At 66.8% G+C, this 18,350-nt stretch carries 15 protein-coding genes and 1 tRNA gene; 4 read left to right on the plus strand and 12 right to left on the minus strand.

Annotated features, from left to right (window positions below):
• Positions 1–188: 188 nt before the first annotated feature.
• The 11 genes from ABF821_RS14510 to ABF821_RS14560 all read right to left on the minus strand — a co-directional run bounded on the left by ABF821_RS14510 (position 189) and on the right by ABF821_RS14560 (position 13,564).
• Positions 189–1,115, minus strand: coding sequence for a 2-hydroxyacid dehydrogenase (locus ABF821_RS14510; protein ID WP_415530507.1), 927 nt, complete (start codon positions 1,113–1,115; stop codon positions 189–191).
• 101 nt (positions 1,116–1,216) lie between these two features.
• On the minus strand, positions 1,217–2,323 hold the full coding sequence (dinB, locus tag ABF821_RS14515; RefSeq protein WP_415530508.1) for a DNA polymerase IV: 1,107 nt from the start codon (positions 2,321–2,323) through the stop codon (positions 1,217–1,219).
• Between the two features lie 389 nt (positions 2,324–2,712).
• Positions 2,713–3,765 carry an alpha/beta hydrolase gene (locus ABF821_RS14520; protein WP_415530509.1) on the minus strand — a complete coding sequence of 351 codons (1,053 nt, stop codon included), beginning with the start codon at positions 3,763–3,765 and terminating at the stop codon, positions 2,713–2,715.
• 329 nt (positions 3,766–4,094) lie between these two features.
• Entirely contained in the window at positions 4,095–5,090 is a 996-nt protein-coding gene (locus ABF821_RS14525; protein WP_182974575.1) for an ABC transporter ATP-binding protein, read from the minus strand.
• Positions 5,087–6,097, minus strand: coding sequence for an ABC transporter ATP-binding protein (locus tag ABF821_RS14530; RefSeq protein ID WP_182974576.1), 1,011 nt, complete (start codon positions 6,095–6,097; stop codon positions 5,087–5,089). Before ABF821_RS14530 ends, ABF821_RS14525 begins: the two co-directional genes overlap by 4 nt.
• Entirely contained in the window at positions 6,087–7,061 is a 975-nt protein-coding gene (locus tag ABF821_RS14535) for an ABC transporter permease (RefSeq protein WP_182974577.1), read from the minus strand. The genes ABF821_RS14530 and ABF821_RS14535 overlap by 11 nt, the downstream gene beginning before the upstream one ends.
• Positions 7,061–8,086, minus strand: a complete 1,026-nt coding sequence (locus ABF821_RS14540; RefSeq protein ID WP_415530510.1) for an ABC transporter permease — start codon at positions 8,084–8,086, stop codon at positions 7,061–7,063. The genes ABF821_RS14535 and ABF821_RS14540 overlap by 1 nt, the downstream gene beginning before the upstream one ends.
• On the minus strand, positions 8,083–9,837 hold the full coding sequence (locus ABF821_RS14545; RefSeq protein ID WP_415530511.1) for an ABC transporter substrate-binding protein: 1,755 nt from the start codon (positions 9,835–9,837) through the stop codon (positions 8,083–8,085). The genes ABF821_RS14540 and ABF821_RS14545 overlap by 4 nt, the downstream gene beginning before the upstream one ends.
• Before the next feature lie 33 nt (positions 9,838–9,870).
• Positions 9,871–10,482, minus strand: coding sequence for an SCO family protein (locus tag ABF821_RS14550; RefSeq protein WP_415530512.1), 612 nt, complete (start codon positions 10,480–10,482; stop codon positions 9,871–9,873).
• Complete coding sequence (polA, locus tag ABF821_RS14555) at positions 10,482–13,322, minus strand: DNA polymerase I (protein ID WP_415530513.1); 2,841 nt, start codon at positions 13,320–13,322, stop codon at positions 10,482–10,484. Before polA ends, ABF821_RS14550 begins: the two co-directional genes overlap by 1 nt.
• An 11-nt stretch (positions 13,323–13,333) precedes the next feature.
• Positions 13,334–13,564 carry a zinc-finger domain-containing protein gene (locus tag ABF821_RS14560; protein ID WP_114727402.1) on the minus strand — a complete coding sequence of 77 codons (231 nt, stop codon included), beginning with the start codon at positions 13,562–13,564 and terminating at the stop codon, positions 13,334–13,336.
• 58 nt (positions 13,565–13,622) lie between these two features.
• On the opposite strand from ABF821_RS14560, the gene ABF821_RS14565 reads away from it, so the two are divergent.
• Together ABF821_RS14565 and ABF821_RS14570 are read left to right on the plus strand one after the other, a co-directional pair.
• Positions 13,623–14,705 (plus strand): alpha/beta fold hydrolase, encoded by a 1,083-nt coding sequence (locus ABF821_RS14565; protein ID WP_415530514.1) that lies wholly within the window; start codon positions 13,623–13,625, stop codon positions 14,703–14,705.
• Positions 14,706–14,757: 52 nt separating this feature from the next.
• Positions 14,758–14,834: transfer RNA gene (locus ABF821_RS14570), tRNA-Arg, on the plus strand.
• Between the two features lie 64 nt (positions 14,835–14,898).
• Here the strand turns inward: ABF821_RS14570 and ABF821_RS14575 are convergent.
• The gene (locus tag ABF821_RS14575) at positions 14,899–16,464 is read right to left on the minus strand and encodes a carbohydrate porin (protein WP_182974588.1); all 1,566 of its coding nucleotides are present in this window, start codon (positions 16,462–16,464) and stop codon (positions 14,899–14,901) included.
• A 364-nt stretch (positions 16,465–16,828) separates the two neighbouring features.
• Here ABF821_RS14575 and ABF821_RS14580 point away from each other — a divergent pair, with 364 nt between their 5' ends.
• Both ABF821_RS14580 and ABF821_RS14585 read left to right on the plus strand, forming a co-directional pair.
• Entirely contained in the window at positions 16,829–17,635 is an 807-nt protein-coding gene (locus tag ABF821_RS14580; protein WP_182974589.1) for an IclR family transcriptional regulator, read from the plus strand.
• Positions 17,632–18,350, plus strand: a 719-nt coding sequence (locus tag ABF821_RS14585) for a 2-dehydro-3-deoxygalactonokinase (protein WP_415530515.1), incomplete at its 3' end; no start/stop codon positions are given. The genes ABF821_RS14580 and ABF821_RS14585, both read left to right, overlap by 4 nt.

An 18,350-nucleotide genomic window follows, 5' to 3' on the forward strand; every position in this document is an offset into this window, starting at 1 on the left:
TGACGAAACAGACACCGCAAGGCGCCATGCCCACGCGTCTGATCCCCGTCAAAGCGGGCATGGATGGCGCGTGCCCAAAATTCGGTTTCCTGTTACGAAAACAGATCAGAACCGCTCGCAACCAGCTGACGGCGCTCCGTCAGACCGCCCCACATCAGCGTGTGAGAAATGCGGGCTAAGCCGCCTGCTCAGTAACCGCGTTGGCGATCGACCAGCCCGACCGGCGCCTCGCCCCGTTGCAGGCATTTCAGGTTCTCGATCACCTGGGCGGCGGCGCTGGCCGGCGTCGTGTCACTGGCGACATGCGGCGTGATGGTCACACCGGGATGGTCCCAGAACGGATGATCCACGGGCAGCGGCTCCGGCGTCGTGACATCCAGAATCGCATGGGACAACTGGCCGGACGCCAGCGCATCGAGCAGATCCTGCTCCACCAGATGGCCGCCGCGCCCGCAATTGATCAGCGCCGCCCCGCGCGGCATGGCGTCGAAATGGGCTGCCGAGAGGATACCGCGCGTCTCGTCGGTCAGCGGCAGCAGACAGATCAGAATGTCGGTCCGGGCGAGGAACGGCTGAAGCCCTTCCGCCCCGGCAAAGCACATCACGCCGTCGAGCACATGCCCCCCCCGGCTCCAGCTGGCGCAATCGAAACCGAACAGCCGCAGGCGCTCCAGCAGGGCGCGCCCCAGCACGCCGAGCCCCAGCACGCCCACCCGCCGGTCGCGCGCCAGCATATCAGGCAGGCCCTTCCATTCATGGGCCGCCTGCGCCCGCTGATAGGCCGGAATCCGCCGATGCAGGGCCAGCGTGGCCCAGGTGCCATATTCCACCATCATCCCCGTCAGCGCCGGATCGACGATCCGCACCAGGCTGACGGTCTCCGGCAGGTCCAGCGAAAGAAACTGATCGACCCCGGCACCCTCCGAGAAGATAACCCGCAGGTTGGGAAAACGCTGCACGAGATCGGGCGGCGCTTTCCAGGTCAGCAGCGCGGTGATTTCCGCCGGGTCGCCGCATTCGGGCCATACCCGGATATCGAGATCGGGGGCCGCCTGATGCAGCGCCGTGCGCCAGGCCGCCGACCGGTCGCGTGAAGTTCTGACAAGCAACGCCATTTCATGCTATCCCGCGATGCGCCCGGCCACGATATCGGCGCCGGAAACCCGTGATTTATGGGCCATTTCTCCCGCTCGCGGCAAGCGCCCAGCCGCCGGCGTCAGGATGCGTCCAGCGCGAGGGCGAACTGCGTGCCCGATGCGGCGGTTTCCCCATCATCGAGGTTCGAAAGCGTCACCCCCAGCAGGCGCACCCCCATTTCGGGCGGAAAGAACGGCCGCATCAGCCCCACCGCCACCTCCCGCAATGCGGCGCGGGAGGCAAGAGGCGCGGCGAGCGAACGAGCCCGGCCAGTATGACGAAAATCGGCATAACGAACCTTCACCGTAACCGTGCGCCCGCCCAACCCCCGCTTGGCGCAAGCCTCCCACACCCGGTCGACCAACAGATCGAGCACAGGCAGGGCCTGCTCCCAATGATGGATATCCTGCTCCAGCGTACGTTCGGCACCGATGGATTTGCGCTTGCGGTCGGGCTCCACCGGCCGCTCGTCCACCCCGCGCGCGATGCCATGATAAAACGCGGCGGCCCGACCGAAATGACGCGCCAGACGCTCCATGTCCCACGCCCGCAGATCCAGCCCGGTGCGGATGCCCAAAGCGTGCATGCGCGCCGCCGTGGCGGGGCCGATGCCGTGGAACCGCTCGACCGGCAGGGCCTCGACAAAGCGCGGCCCCATGCGCGGAGTAATGACATATTGCCCGTTGGGCTTGCGGACATCCGATGCCAGCTTGGCCAGGAATTTGTTGTATGACACGCCGGCCGAAGCCGTCAGCCCCGTCTCCGCCCGGATCGCGGCCCGGATTTCCTCGGCGATCGCGGTGGCGGACGGATGCGCGATCAGCGATACCGTGACATCCAGATAAGCTTCGTCGAGCGAAAGCGGCTGGATCAGCTTCGTATAGCGGGCGAAAACAGCGTGGATCTGGGCCGAAACCGCCCGATAGACATCAAAGCGCGGCGGCACGAAGACCAGTTCGGGGCATTTGCGCCGCGCGGTGACCGATGGCATGGCCGAACGCACGCCATATTGCCGGGCCTCGTAACTGGCGGCGGCGACCACGCCGCGCTGCCGACTGCCGCCGACAGCGACCGGCCGCCCCCGCAGGGCCGGATCGTCCCGCTGCTCGACCGACGCATAGAACGCGTCCATGTCGACATGGATAATCCGCCGGATCGCGGGCGCCGCCTCCTCCCATCCCGCCACGACTTTACCCGCGAGACCGGAAAGGCACCGCCCCGGCGCGCGGCCGGGACGGAAACTGGAGGCTCAGTTCTTGTTGCAAAACACTTTCTTGACCACGAAGGCCAGCGCCGCAACCAGACCCACGGCCAGGAGTCCCTTCACGCAGGGGGACTTGATCTTACAATTCGTCGGACATTCAGCCATCGGTCTCACTTCCTTGGATGCGACAATCGGGGCGCAAATGCCCCGGTGCCTGCGGCATTTTATCCGCCTCCCCTTCCCCCTGACTAGTGCCGGAAAACCGGATTCGTCCAGATTTACGTTTCTTAACCTCAGATAAATCAATATTTTAGCGGCCATCCATGCGAAAAGACGCCCCCATGCACCGATGGCGTGCATAAAGCCGGGTGCTAGCCTGCGAGCGGACGCACCGTATCGCATACGGCCGGGTCGCCATCCGGGGCATAGGGCAGACGCAGCACATCATGCAGATAATCGCGCGTGGCCCGACACACGGCGTCCGGGGTGCGCGAGCGCAGCGGCGAAGCGATCACATGACTGTCGGCCTGCGGAAAATCCACCTGACGACGCAGGGCCGCCGGCGTGCCCAGTTGCCCGAACATCTCCATCATCGCCGGCACCTCCACCGTCGGGTCGGTATGCGCCGGATCACGATCGTAATAACCGAGGAAGACCGGCGCCATGACCTGGTGAAACACCGGCGCGACCATCCGCCCGCGCGTCAGTTCGGCCAGCGCGACATAGCCATCGACATGCACATCCCCGGTCCAGACCGGCCCCAGCGCGGGAGCATGCGTCACGTCATGGCCGTGATTATGCACCAGCCACATCAATTGCAGTCCCCACGGCCAGAACAGCGGGTCCAACTGGTTCCCCCGTTCGCGCACCAGTGGCGACCACAGAACCAGCCCGGAGAGCGCCTGCGGAAAGCGCGCCGCGAGATCCAGCGCCAGGGCGCCGCCGGTGGAGGTGCCGATCACGATCACCCGCTCGCCGATCGCCCCGCCGATCGCCAGTGCCCGCGCCGCCCCCTGCGCCAGCCGCTCCGCCGTCAGGCCACGCATGGCGTCCGGCGCCTGTAGCCCATGGCCCGGCAGGCGCGCCAGATAGAGATTGCAGCCGAACAGACGCGCGAGATCGGCATGAACCGGCGCGCCCTCCCCCTGGCTGGCGGTGAAACCATGCAGATAGACGATGGCGCAGGCGGTGCGCGCGGGATGCGCCGGATCGGCCCAGACGATCCGCGCTTCAGCACCGGGCCGCAGGGGGCCGGCCGCCGCTTCACCAGCCGCGATCCACGCCGTCAGCGTGGCGGGATCGGAGGGCACGGCCGGCATTGCGAGCGCACCGTTCCACGGCCGCACACGCGGCCCCAGCCCGACCACCAACCCGATCACCAATCCCAGCATCGCCGCCAGGAGAACGATCCGTCGCGCCCTCATCGCCGACTCCCAATTTTCAAGTCCACGCATTGCGCCCTATACTGAAATGGCCGGCGAAAAAAGAACGCTCTTTCCATATTTTATGAATATTTCATCATTCTCCACCTTCCTCCACACTGCTGCGACATGGAAGCGTTCATGATTTCGATCATGTCACGGTCTGGCCCACCTGGTGTTGCTGTCCCGTATCGCGACATTTCCGAGCATAACGGTCAGGCTCCGCCCGAACCCGGAAGAGGACAGTCGTCCCCTTCATCCCTGCTCGTTGCCCGAGAAGAAATTTTCGAAGACGACTGCCTTGGGTGGGTGCGGGCCAAAGCCTCGCGCACTCATTCCCCTGCTAACGGATAGTGACAGACCACTTCACGCCCATCCGCCAGGGCATGCAGCACCGGCGGATCGACCCGGCATCGGTCGCGCACCACCGGGCAGCGCGTGTGAAACCGGCAGCCCGGTGGCGGTGCGATCGGGCTGGGCACGTCGCCGCGCAATGGCGGCGGCAACCCTTCCTTGCGCACCACGGGCTCGGGCACGGCAGCGATCAGGGCGGCGGTGTAGGGATGGGCCGGATGGTGCAGCACGGCGTCGGCCTCGCCCAGTTCGACGATCGCGCCCAGATACATGACCGCAACGCGGGTCGAAATCTGCCGCACCACCGCCAGATCATGCGCGACGAACACATAGGTCAGCCCCAGCCGGTCGCGCAGATCCATGAACAGATTCACGATCTGCGCCTGGATCGACACATCCAGCGCCGCCACCGGCTCATCGGCGACCACCAGCCGGGGGGAAAGCGCCAGCGCGCGGGCAATGTTGATCCGTTGCCGCTGGCCGCCGGAAAATTCGTGCGGATAACGCTCCAGCGCCGCCTGCGGCAGGCCCACCAGATCCATCAGTTCCGCCAGCCGGGCGGCGATATCGGCCCGACTGCGCCGCCCGCCGCCGGGGGCGGGATGCACCCGCAACGGCTCGGCAATCAGGTCGCCGACCCGCCGACGCGGATTCAGCGCGGCATAGGAATCCTGAAACACCATCTGCATGTCCTGCCGCAGCGGGCGCAGGCGCCGCTCGGGCAGCGTGGTGATGTCGGTGCCATCGAAGACGACGCGCCCGCTACTCGGCTGCACCAGCCGCAGCAGGCAGCGGCCGAGAGTCGATTTGCCGCAACCGGACTCGCCCACCAGCCCCAGCACCTCGCCGGGCCGGACGGCGAGCGACACCCCATCGAGCGCGCGCAGCACCTGCCCGCGCCCGACGCGGTAGGTCATGCGCAAATCCTCCGCTGCAATCAGCGGAGATGGCGGAGCGTCCGGCCGGGTGGTCATGCACGCATCTCCGAAACGAAACGCGGCGGCAGCGGGCGCCCCTCGGCCGGCAGCACACAGGCGACATCCTGCTCCCCGCACGCAACCAGCGGCGGCCGCACGGCGCAGGAATCCTGCACATAGACGCAGCGCGGCGCGAAGGGGCACCCGGCCGGGCGCTCGGCGGGGGCCGGCGGACTGCCGGGAATGGAGGGCAGACGCGCCGGACGCGGCCCATGCAGCGGCGGAATCGAATCCAGCAACGCCGCCGTGTACGGGTGCCCCGGCTGCGCGAACAACGCGCCGGTCGGCCCGCGCTCGGCCACCAGCCCGCTATACAGCACCAGCGTACGGTCGCAGGTCTCGGCCACCACGCCCATGTCGTGGGTGATCAGCAGCACCGACGACCCGTATTCCCGCCGCAACCCGCGCAGCAGGTCCAGGATCTGCGCCTGCACCGTCACATCCAGCGCCGTCGTCGGTTCGTCGGCGATCAGCAGCGCCGGATTGCACGACAGCGCCATCGCAATCATCGCCCGCTGGCGCAGACCGCCGGAAAGCTGGTGCGGATGGCGCCCGGCCACCCGCTCGGGGTCGGGCACGCCCATATCGCCCAGCAGACGCACGGTGCGCGCGCGCGCATCGGTGCGCGATATCTTCTGATGGGCGCGGATCTGTTCGTCGATCTGCCGCCCGACCGTATAGACAGGCGTAAAGGCCGTCATCGGGTCCTGAAAGATCATCGCGATCTCACGCCCGCGCAACGCGCGATAGGCGCGCGGCGCCAGTCCCACCAGTTCGCGCCCGCGAAAGCGCACCGACCCGCTGACGCGCGCGCCCGGCACGTCGATCAGCCCCATGACCGCCAGCGAGGTCACGCTCTTGCCCGAGCCGGACTCGCCCACGATACCCAGGATTTCCCGCGCGCCCAGCGTAAAGGATACGGATTCGACGATCGGCACCAGCCGCCCGCCGATGGGCAGCGCCACCGTCAGGTCGCGCACCGCCAGCAGCATGTCACCGTCCATCGCGCACCCGGGGGTCAAGGAAGAGATACAGCATGTCCACGACGGCATTGGCGATCACGACGAACACCGCCGAATACATCACCGTCGCCATGATCAGCGGCAGGTCGAGGTTCGACAGCGCCTGATAGGTCAGCCGCCCAACGCCCTGCAAACCGAACACCACCTCCGTCAACAGCGCGCCACCGCCCACCAATTGCGCGAAATCCAGCCCGAACAGCGAAACGAACGTGATCATCGACGTGCGCAGCCCATGGACCAGCAGCACCCGCACGGGCGACAGCCCCTTGGCACGGGCGGTACGCATGAAATCCTCGCTCTGCACCGCCACCAGATCGGCACGCAGCACGCGGCTGTAAATGCCCACGAACAGCACCGCCAGCGTCAGCCACGGCAGGACCAGCGCGCGGAACCAGCCCAGCGGGTCCTCGGTCAGCGGCACATAGCCCAGCCCCGGCACCCAGGAAAACAGCCAGCTATCGTGATAGCGGCTCTGCGTGACCAGATTCACCACCTGCCCCAGCCAGAAGACCGGAATCGAAATCCCGACCAGCCCCAGCATCATCAGGCCGCGATCCACCCAGCCGCCACGCAGAGCCGCCGCCGTCATGCCCATGGCCACCGACAGCACCACCCAGATCAGCGCCGCGCCGGAAACCAGCGACACCGTGACCGGCGCCGCCTCCAGAATCTCCGGCACCACCTTCTGCCCGCGATTGACGTAGGAGGTCAGATCCCGCGTCACGAACAGCTTTTCCATCATCCGCGCATATTGCACCGGCAAGGGCCGGTCGAACCCGTATTCCACGCGCACCCGCGCCATCGTCTCGGGCGAGGCATTGCGGCCGGCGATGCGCGCCGTCGGGTCCGCTCCCGGCGTGGCGAAGAACACCAGGAACACCAGCACCGAAATCCCGAACAGCACGAACAGCGTCTGGCCCAGACGCCGCAGGACGCTCATGACCATCAGCCGCGCTCCCGCCCGCTGTCGCGCACATCCAGCGCGTCGCGCATGCCGTCCCCCAGCACGTTCAGCGCCAGCACCACGATCACGATCGCCAGCCCCGGCGCGATGGCCACCATCGGGCGGGTATAGATCAACCCCTCGCCATCCTGGATGATCGTCCCCCACGACGCGCCGGGCGCCTGCACGCCGATGGAAAGGAACGACAGCGCCGATTCCGCCATCATCGCCAGCGCCATCATCAGCGGCGCCAGCACCACCAGCGTGCCGGTGACATTGGGCAGGATATCCCGCAGCACGATGCGATAACCCGGCACCCCCAGCGCCCGAGCGGCGGTGACGAACTCCGCCCGACGCAACGTCATCACCCGCCCGCGCACCGGCCGCGCCGCATAGGGCACATAGACCAGCGCGATGATGCAGATCGGGATCAGCAGATTATCGCTGCCGATCACGATCGGCCCCAGCTTCAGCCCCTGGCTGACGGTCACGATGGAAAGCGAGATCGCGAACAGATAAACCGGCACCGCCCACATGATGTCCATGATGCGCGACAGCACGGCATCCACGATCCCCCCGACATAACCGGCGACGATGCCCACGACGGCCGCCAGCACGATGCACAGCGCGGCGGCACAGAAGGCAATCAGCAGCGAGGTCCGCCCGCCATAGAGCAGGCGCGCCGCCAGATCCCGCCCCTGGCTGTCCGCCCCCAGCAGGTCGGCCGAGGCGCGCCAGGTCGGTCCGATCGGCGACAGGCCCAGATGCAGCGGATTGTCATTGGGCTGCATGATATCAACGCTGCGCCCGTCGATCGTCACGGCCCCCGCGACGTTGGACGTGAACGGATCGGTATGCGCCACGTCGCGCGCATAAAGCGGCGCCATCAGGCACGCCGCCGCCACCGCCAGCAGCACCGCCAACGCCACCATCGCCGCCCGATCCCGCGCCAGCCGCCGCCCGGCCCGGCGCCAGGGCCCGGCAGGCCGGGAGGCGGAAGAAGGCGAGGACGCGCCCCCTCGCCTCACTGAACCCAGACTTGCGAGAAGATCATGTGATAGAGGTCCGAATAGAAATAATTGCCCAACCGTGACGATACCAGATCAATATAATTGATGCGAATGGCCGGTGCGGCCGGAGAATCCCGGGCGATGATCCGCCCCGCCTGCGCCCAGAGGTCCGCCGCCCGTGCCGGATCGGTTTCCTGCTTGGCCGCATCCATCGCCGCCTGGGCGTCCTTGTCGCAATAGCCCGCGATGTTGATCGAATTGTCGGTGCCGGGATGGAAATTCTCGCAGCCGAACAGATCGTCCAGAAAATTCGAGGCCGAGGGATAATCGGCAAACCAGTCCGTCACGCTGATCTGCACATGGTTCGATGTATTCTGGATGTATCCAAGCTGCACCGCATGGGCCAGGGGCTTGACGCTGGCATCGTAGCCGATGGCCTGGAGCATGTTGCGCAGCCACACCCCCATGCTCATCTCGACATTGGTGTTCTGCACCACCACCGTCACTTTCTGCCCGGCGGTACCGCTGGCCGCCACCAGCCGGCGTGCGCCCTCCAGATCCGGCCCCTGCCAGGAGGGCGCCGGATGGTCGAGGTCCGCCCCCTTCGTATAGGCGCATTCATCCAGCGCGCCGGGGATGCCGGGCGGCACCATGGTGCAGAGCGGCCCGGCGACGGCGCTGCCGCCATACAGGATGGTCATCGCCCGCCGGTCCAGCGCCCGGTTCACCGCCTGACGGGCCAGACGGTTGTTGAAGGGCGGAAGATTGACGTTCATCGGCACGTAATAGATGCCGTAGAGCGCGCGGATATGCACCTGCCTGGTATGGCGCGCGCCCAGTTCGCCCAGCCGGTCCAGCGGCTTCATGTCGAACATCCAGTCATACTGGCCGTTTTCCACCGCCGTCACCGCCGCTTCGTCCGGCAGGCCGAAATCGTAGTGGATATGATCGACATAACCATCGGGCTGCGCCTCGGCGCTCCACACATGGAAGAACGGATTGCGCTCCAGCACCGCCCCCCGGTCCGGATCGTAGCTGACGAACCGGTATGGCCCCGTGGTCGGTGCCGGCACATTGCCCAGATCATGGTCCGGCATGTTCGCCGGCAGGATCGAGGCATGCGGAAAAGCCAGTTTCTGCGGAAATTCGGCATCCGGCTGCTTCAGGTGAAAGACCACTTCCCGCGTCGCCGAATCGACCTCCAGCCCACCCGCCAGCGTGCAGTGCGCGGGGTCGCGCAGGCAGAGATCGGCGCCGACGATGGCACCGTAGAACGACCCCGCCGTCGGGCTGCCGACCCGGAACAGACGCCGGATCGAGGCCGCGACATCCGCCACCGTGACCTCCTGCCCGGTGGAGAACCGCACCCCCTGCCGCAGGGTGAAGCGCCAGGTCCGCCCACCATCCTCGGGCTGCGGCACCGCTTCGGCCAGATCGGCCACCACCTCGTCGCTGGTGCGATCGTCCGCCTTGCGGAAATTCAGCAGCCCGTCATACAGCACGGTGAAAAGCTGGGCATATTCCGAGGTATAATTGATCTGCGGGTCGAGCGTCCCGCCCGAGGATGACGCCGCCAGCCGCAAGGTCCCCCCACGATGCGGACTACCCAGCGTCTGCCCGTCTCCCACCGGCCGGGCGCTGCCCGGCGGCGCGGAATCCTGCGCGCGGGCGGCTGGTATACCCGCCAGCACCGCCAGCATACCGGCAAACAGAAGATGCGGGCTCAGGACCTGTCTGGAAACGCGCGTCGGATCGCCGCCAGAGCGCATGTCCGGACAGGCTCCGAACCGTCGCCCCCGCACCTATTGCGCCGCCATCAGGCTGTTCAGACGGTCCGCGATATCCTGTGCCGAAGCATCGGACTGGATGGTACCGGCATAGCGCCCTTCGGGCGACATGATGACGATACGCGGTGACGGTTCCATGCTGTAATCGCCATCCTTGCCTTCATGACGCACGTAGGGCGCATGATATTCGGCGGTCACGGCCTTGAGCATGGTCGGCGCGCCGGTCATGGCGAAGATGCGCGGCCCGAAGCGCAGCGTATAGGCCCGCATCGCCTCAGCCGTATCGCGCATCGGGTCCACCGAAATGAACAGCGGCGCCACAGACCGATGTTTCGGCCCCAGCAGGTCCATCGCCCCGGCCATCGCCCGCAGCGTCGCGCCGCATTGCTCGTCGGGGCAGTGCGTGTAGCCGAAATAGACCAGCATCCAGCGGCCCCGGAAATTGCTGTCCGACACCTCGCCCTCGGCCGCGCTGACCAGCCGGAACGACCCGCCGATCTCGTTGCCGTGGGTGGAAAGCAGCGGGCCGGCGCGGTCCATCGCCCAGTAGCCCGCATAGCCCCCTGCCGCCGAAAGCACGGCAACGACCGCCCCGATCGCCAGCCGGCGCTTGTCCCGTTTCTGCATCAATGTGCGTCCGCCCAGTTCGTTCCGGTCCCGGTTTCCACCACCAGCTTCACCGAAAGGTCGGCGGCGGATTCCATGACCTGTTTCACGAGTCCCGACAGATCGCCCTCCTGGCCCTGCCGTACCTCGAACACAAGTTCGTCATGGACCTGAAGCAGCAGCCGTCCGTCAAGCCCGGCATCGGCCAGCACACGCGGCAGGCGCACCATCGCGCGCTTGATGATGTCGGCCGCCCCGCCCTGCAACGGCGCATTGATCGCCTGCCGCTCGGCATAGGACCGGCGGGCCGCGTTGCGGTCGCCGATGCCCGGCACCCAGCACCGCCGCCCGAACGGGGTGGTGACGTAGCCGTTCGCCTTCGCCTCTTCCTTCATCCGGTCCATATAGTCGCGGATCTCGGGATAGCGGGCGAAATAGGCGTCGATATACGATCGCGCCTCGCCCGGCGGAATGCCGAGCTGCCGCCCCAGCCCGAAGGCGCTGATGCCGTAGATGATCCCGAAATTGATCGCCTTGGCCCGCCGCCGCGTCAGCGGGTCCATCCCCTCGATCGGCACGCCGAAGACCTCGGACGCCGTGCGGGCATGGATATCCTGCCCCAGCGCGAAAGCCTCGCGCAGGGCTGGAATGTTCGCCACATGGGCCAGCAGCCGCAATTCGATCTGCGAATAATCCGCCGACAGCAGCACATGGCCCGGCGCCGCGACAAAGGCGCGGCGAATGCGCCCGCCTTCCTCGGTGCGGATGGGAATGTTCTGCAAATTCGGCTCGTTGGACGACAGGCGACCGGTCGAGGTAATCGCCATCTGGAACGAGGTATGCACCCGCTCCGTCCCCGGATCGGCCTGGCTCACCAGCGCATCGGCATAGGTCGATTTCAGCTTGGCCAGTTGCCGCCAGGCGAGAATGCGCGCAGGCAGGTCATGCCCCTGGTCGGCCAGATCCTGCAACACCGACGAATCGGTCCCCCAGGCGCCCGATTTCATCCGCTTGCCGCCGGCCAGACCCATTTCGTCGAACAGGATCTCGCCCAACTGCTTGGGCGAGCCGACATTGAACGACCGGCCGGCCAGACGATGGATCTCCACTTCCATCTCGCCCATGCGCGCCGCGAAATCGGCCGACAGACGCCGCAGTTCGGTCACGTCCACCGCAATGCCGGCCCGTTCCATGTCGGCCAGCACAGCCACCAGAGGCCGTTCCAGTTCCTCATACAGCGCCAGCGCCCGGTTGGAGCGCAGGGTCGGATGCAGCGACAGCCACAGCCGCAGCGTCACATCCGTATCCTCGGCCGCATATGCGGTCGCCCGCGCCACATCGACCCGCGCAAACGGAATACGGTTGCGCCCGGTACCCGTCACCTCGTCATAGGAAATCGGCGTATGGCCCAGATACAGCCGCGACAACTCATCCATGCCCTGCCCATGCCGCCCGGCATACTGGGCGTAGGAAATCAGCATGGTATCGTCGATCGGCGTCGGCTGCGGCGCGCCGGCACGGGTCAGTACCAGCAGGTCGAACTTGGCGTTCTGGAAAATCTTTAGCACCGACGGGTCGATGAACAGCGGACCCAGACTGTCCAGCGCGGTGGCAACCGGCATCTGAACGCCGACAGGGTCCTCTTCCACCCCCTCCTCGGGCAGAAGCTGCGCCTGCGCCGGCGCGCCCTCATGGGCCAGCGGAATGTAGCAAGAGCGCCCCGGCGCCACAGCCAGCGAGATCCCAACCAGCCCGGCATGCAAGGGGTCCAGCCCGTCGGTCTCGGTATCGACGGCGCAGAACCCGACCCGGCGCGCCTCCGCCACCCAGGCGTCCAGCGCCTCGGCGGTGCGTATGGTCTCATAAGGCCCAAACGGCGCCCGATCGGGTGCGGCAGGCGCCGCGCCCGGCGCGACCTCCGCACCGGCCTCCGCACGGGCGCCCGCCACGGCCGGGGCCGCCGCATGACTGGCGACACCAACCGCCGCCGCCGTCTGCTTCAGCCCCATCCGATGCACCAGCGAGCGGAAACCCATCCGGCCCAGCCACGCGCCCAGTTCCGCCTCATCGGGCTCGCGGCAGACCAGTTCCGCCAGCGGCACCGGGCACGGCGCGTCCTCGCGCAACGTCACCAGTTCCCGCGACAGGCGCGCGCGCTCGGCATGTTCGATCAGATTATCGCGCCGTTTCGAAGCCTTCATCGCGGGCGCGGCCGCCAGGATCGCATCCAGCGACCCATATTCCGCAATCAGCGCCGAGGCGGTCTTGGGTCCGATCCCCGGCACACCCGGCACGTTATCGACCGAATCGCCGATCAGCGCCTGCACGTCGATCACCTTGTCGGGCGTCACGCCGAATTTCGCCTCGACCTCGGCCGGCCCGATCGGCTTCTGGCGGATCGGGTCCTGCATCTCCACACCCGGACGGATAAGCTGCATCAGGTCCTTGTCGGACGAAACGATGGTGCAGCGCCCCCCCGCATCGGTCACACGGCGGGCATAGGCCGCGATCAGATCGTCGGCCTCCCACCCCGCTTCCTCGATCCCCGGCACGCCGAAGGCCGAGGTCGCATCGCGCACCAGGGCGAATTGCGGCCGCAGATCCTCCGGCGGCTCCGGTCGGTGGGCTTTGTACTGGTCATAAAGTTCGTTGCGGAAGGTCAACCGGCCCGCATCGAAAATGACGGCGAGATGCGTGCCCACATGGTCGCGCAGCAGCCGCGCCAGCATGTTGGTGAAGCCGAACACGGCATTGACCGGCGTCCCATCGGGCGCGGTCATCGGCGGCAGGGCATGGAAGGCACGAAAGATGAACCCCGATCCGTCAACGAGGATCAGGTGAATCGGGGCGTCGCTGGACATGCTGGGTCGGATCAGTGCGCGCTGTCTTCCCCGGCATCGGGGCTCAATACGAACAGGCGCGAACAATAGGGGCAGAAAGTCTGGTGCCCGGCAATGCGCAACCACACGCGCGGATGCCCCAGCGCCCCCAGCCCGCCGTCACAGGACAGCACGCGCGACTGCACGATCACCGTCTCGACATGGCCGAGGCGCGGATGGGGGACCGGATCGCCGGATTGGGCCGGAAGGGTCTGGACCTGCATATGTTCGCTCCGCCTCGTGATGATGGCCCTGTCGGCCGGTAGTCATGATGGTTGGGGGATGATACGCAGGATCACCGTGCTTTCAAACCTCCGCCTGTCACGCCTGCGCTATCTGGCCCCGCTCCTGCTGTTCGCAGGCTGCGCGATGCAGGACCCGCCGCCGCCACATCCGCCCGCCGCCTGGGCGGCGGATGGCCGTCTGGTGCCGCCCGACACCATCCTGCACCTGCCCGACGGCACCGCAATCCCCACCCGTATCTGGCCCGCGCGCGGACAGGTCCGGGCGGTCATGCTGGCGCTGCATGGATTCGACGACAGCCGCGACGCCTGGGAATTCGCGGCCCCCGCGCTCGCGGCACAGGGCATCACCCTCTACGCCCCCGACCTGCGCGGCTTCGGCGGCATGCCGGATCGCGGCCTGTGGGCAGGCACCAACCGCATGGTCGCGGATGCGCGCGACGAAGCCCTGATCATCGCCAGCCGCCATCCCGGCGTGCCGCTCTATCTGCTGGGCGAGAGCATGGGCGGCGCGGTCCTGACCTGCCTGATGGCCCGTCCCGACGCTCCACCCGCCGCCGGCACCATCCTGCTGGCCCCGGCGATCTGGAAACTGGGTCCCGCCCCCGAAACCGTGCTGCGCCTGCTGGCCGCCACGGCACCCGACTGGCGCCTGACCGGCCATGAACTCCCCGTCCACGTCGTGGCGGGCGACGACATGGCGGCCATGCGCCGCCTCTATTTCGACCCGCTGACCCTGCGCGCCACGCGCATGCGCGCCGTCGCCGGCCTGGCCACCCTGATGCACCAGGCCGCCGACGCCGCCCCGCATCTGCGCGGCCCCACGCTGGTGATCTATGGCGGCCACGACCAGCTCGTCCCCCCGTCGGCCATGGCCACCCTGTGGCGCCACCTGCCACCCGGCGTGCGGCGCGACTTCATCCCGCAGGGCTACCACCTGCTCCTACGCGGCCGCAGCCGTCAGGCCACGATCGCCGACATCGCCCAATGGATCACCGACCCCGACCGCCCCCTCCCCTCGGGCGGCGACATCGCCGCCGCCGCCTGGCAGGCCCTGCCCCATGACGGCAGCGATACCCCACCGCCGTTTCTGGCACCGCTGGACGCCCTGGCCGGCAAATAATTGCCCGCAAGGGCTGGCGCCCCGAAACGGTTCGGGGTATTGAGGCGTCACTGGACCCGTAGCTCAGCTGGATAGAGCGTCGCCCTCCGAAGGCGAAGGTCGAAGGTTCGAATCCTTTCGGGTCCGCCAATTCCCTGAAAAATCGTTTTTTTCCATCCTGCGCTCTCAGGGATTCTCCCCCTGTGCGCGCTGCTCAGAACTGCGCCAGAAGCCGGAAGCCGGCCTCCAGAGCATTCGGATAGGTCCGCGTCGCATCCGGATGAATGACGTATTGCAGATCCGGCAGGATCTTCAGCCCTCTGGTCAGGAAGGCCGTGTAGGTCAGTTCCACGACCTGAAAGCTCGCCTGCGGCATCCGCACACCGCCATGCAGCGTCTCGTAGCCCAGGTCCGCCTGCATTTCCTGTAGTCGTGTGATCTTGCGATTGACGTTCTGCCATGACCAGAACAGGGAAATCGCATCCGTCACACGGGCGGGAAACATGCCCTGCGAGATGATGCCGACCGTATACTGGCTCTGCGCGGGCAGCGACGCCCCCATATCCCAACCGGCGATGCCGAAGAGAATGAGCCCCTGGTCTTTCGCCGTGCCGTAACGCAGCACCATCTGGTCCGCCCCCACATACCACGCCCCCCGCTGACGTTCGATCCGCGCCGGCCGGTGAGAGAGCAGAATCGGCGTACCGTCCTGCGCGGTGAAGGGATCGGGATGATCGGACGTGTCGATATATCCGCCGAGCTTGTAATGGCCGGTCAGCCGATCGCGCCCGAGCGAGGGTTCCCACCCCAGTTCCATCGGAATGACATAACCAAGAGGCGCAAACGAGAAATTGAATCCCGCCCGCCCTCCTTCGGTTGCCGATGCTTCGAAGAAGCCAGCCTGCGCATAGAGGTGCCGACCGGGATTGAACCGTGCCATCATGCCCCATTGCGAAAAAGGCCAGGACCGCCATTTCGTGCCGGCCGACAATGCCGTGGGATGCGCGCATGTCACGTTATTGAGCGCATAGCACGCGAAATACGATGTTCCGAACTTGAGGTTGGCCGGCATGTGGCCGACATCCACCAGCAGCTTTCCACCGAACAGCTTCTGCTCAAGATAGATATAAACCAGTTTGTAGAGCACGTTGCCGCCAACTCCATAATCCTCCTGCGGCTGGGTCAGGCCCGTCACCCCCAGATAATCGGTCGCAACACTCCGGCCCGCGCGCTGGACACCCAGCATGTGGAACGAAAGCCCTTTTGCACCCATCATCTTTTCAAGATCGAAATCGGTTCCCATGACGATCTGGTGCGAATAATCCACCCCTCTCCGACGCCCGCCCGCCACATTGCCGACGGTCTCCGCCAGATAGCTCAAGGTGAAATCGAAACCGGCATCCGACAGGCGCTGCCGCCAGCCACCCATCGCGCCCAGCAGCCGGTCCAGTGTCGGCACGACACGCACTTCCGACCAGGTCGACCCCAGGGCGGATGCGTTCACGCCCAGGTTTTCGCGCTGCCGCGTCGAAGAAGGCATGTCGTCGGCTGACGCCACATGCAGGTTATCGGCAGGCAGGATTGCTGAAGACCGCACGACCGCCCCCTTGTTCACAATCACGCGCGTGCTGGCCTTGCCGGCCGGTTCGGGGGCAGGAGAAACGACAGGCGCCGCCGCATGCGTCCCAAGAGAATCCGGCCCGGCCCATGCAGGCATATCCTGAAGACACAGCAGGGCCATGGCGGACAGCAAGGTCCGCGATACATCGTGAATTTTCATGAAAAGATCCGCTTGCACAGAACAGCTCAAGCCGGGCACGCCGTCTTGCCGGGCGTGCCGCAACCGCTAGCGCCGACGAAGACTCCCGTCCCGCCACCGATTCCGCGAACGATCTCTGTTTCTCTGGTTACGCATGTGACGCCTCATATGACGCTCTTGATATTGAACCCCGTCTCGCATCCCGAACTTGTCCCGAAATACCAGGATAAATTTCCAGGATGCTGCGCAGTCTTCCGTATCGATAGAAGCAAACCCATCGGCTGATCAACCAACATATCCCACTATATGAGATGTCATTCCAAAATATTGACGACACCCCATCACCCGCCTCATGGTGCCGGCAAGCAGACGGAAGAACACGGACATGACAGGAACCGATAGCGTCGCCTTTCCCGCCGGGACACAGACCCTGACGCGCGGCCTGGCAGTGATCGAGGCCGTGGCGGCGGGCCATCGCACATTGACCGACATCGCCGCCACCATCGGATGCAGCCGCAGTACCACCCACCGGCTGGCCAGTGCCCTGGTGCAGGCGGGCTATCTGCGCGCACCGTCCAGCGGTGGCGGCCAGACGTTCATTCTGGGTCCCCGCCTGGTGGAAATGGGTTTTCTGGCCCGCGACACCCTGCCGGTGGTGGCCGTAGCCCGCCCGCATCTCGATGCCCTGGGCGCCACCACCCGCGACACCGTGCATCTGGGCATCCGCGAAGGCATCGAAGTGCTGTATCTGGACAAGATTGCCGGGCAGCGCGGCCTGGAAATGCGGTCGCGCGTGGGCAAACGCATGCCGATCGCCTCCACCGGCCTGGGCAAGGCACTGATGCTGGATCTGCCGGAAGCCGAGTGGCGGACGCTTTACGACGCGGCTCTCAGCCATCCGGCCACGCCCAACGCACGGCTGCCCGCCTGGCCCGACTATCGCGCAGGGCTGCGCCAGTCCGGCCTTGCGGCCTGCGCCTTCGATTTCGAGGAGAACGAGCCCGGCATTCGATGCGTGGCCGCCGCCATCCGCGACGCGACCGGCACGGTGATCGCCGCCGTCAGCGTCGCCAGCGCCACGGTTTATATGTCCGAGACACGCATGCACGAACTCGCCCCCGCCGTGGTCGCCACCGCGCAGGCCATCTCGCGCGAACTGGGCTGGCTACCCCGGCGGAGGGCCTTCGCATGACACCCCGTCTGATCGCGCTCGACTGGGGCACGTCCTCGCTGCGCGCATTCCTGCTGGGGGCCAACGGCACGGTGCTGGAACGCCGGGCCGAACGGTTGGGAATCATGCAGACGCCGCCGGATGGTTTCCCAGCCTCCTTCGCACAGATCGCCGGAGCGTGGCGCAGGCGGTGGCCGCATCTGCCTGCCATCGCCGCCGGCATGATCGGCAGCGCGCAAGGATGGGCGCAGGCCCCCTATCGCCGCAACGCCGCCGGTGCCGCCGAAATGGCCGAGAGCCTGATCAGCGTTCCCTCCGGCGATGGCGGCGTGCTGCACATCGTGCCCGGCCTGGCGATGGACACCCCGCGCGCCGAAGTCATGCGCGGCGAGGAAACACAGATCATCGGCGCGCTGACGATTGATCCCGGCCTGGCCCGCGGCCGGCTGCTGCTGCCCGGCACCCATAGCAAATGGGCCGTTCTCGCAGACGGGCGCATCGCCGGCTTCGCCACCTTCATGACGGGCGAACTCTTCGCCTTACTGCGCGGCCATTCCATCCTGGGGCGCCTGCAAGGCGACCTGCCCCCCGACGAGAGCGGCTTCGACGCGGGCGTCACGCCCGCCCGCGCCGGCGCCGGCCTCGCGGCGCTCCTGGTCTCGGCCCGCGCGCAGGTGCTGCTGGGCCCGCGGCCCGCGGCCGCCCGCCGGCCCTATCTGGCCGGCCTGCGGCTCGG

The sequence above is a fragment of the Gluconacetobacter sp. genome (genome assembly GCF_047721585.1).
Lineage (GTDB): Bacteria > Pseudomonadota > Alphaproteobacteria > Acetobacterales > Acetobacteraceae > Gluconacetobacter > Gluconacetobacter dulcium.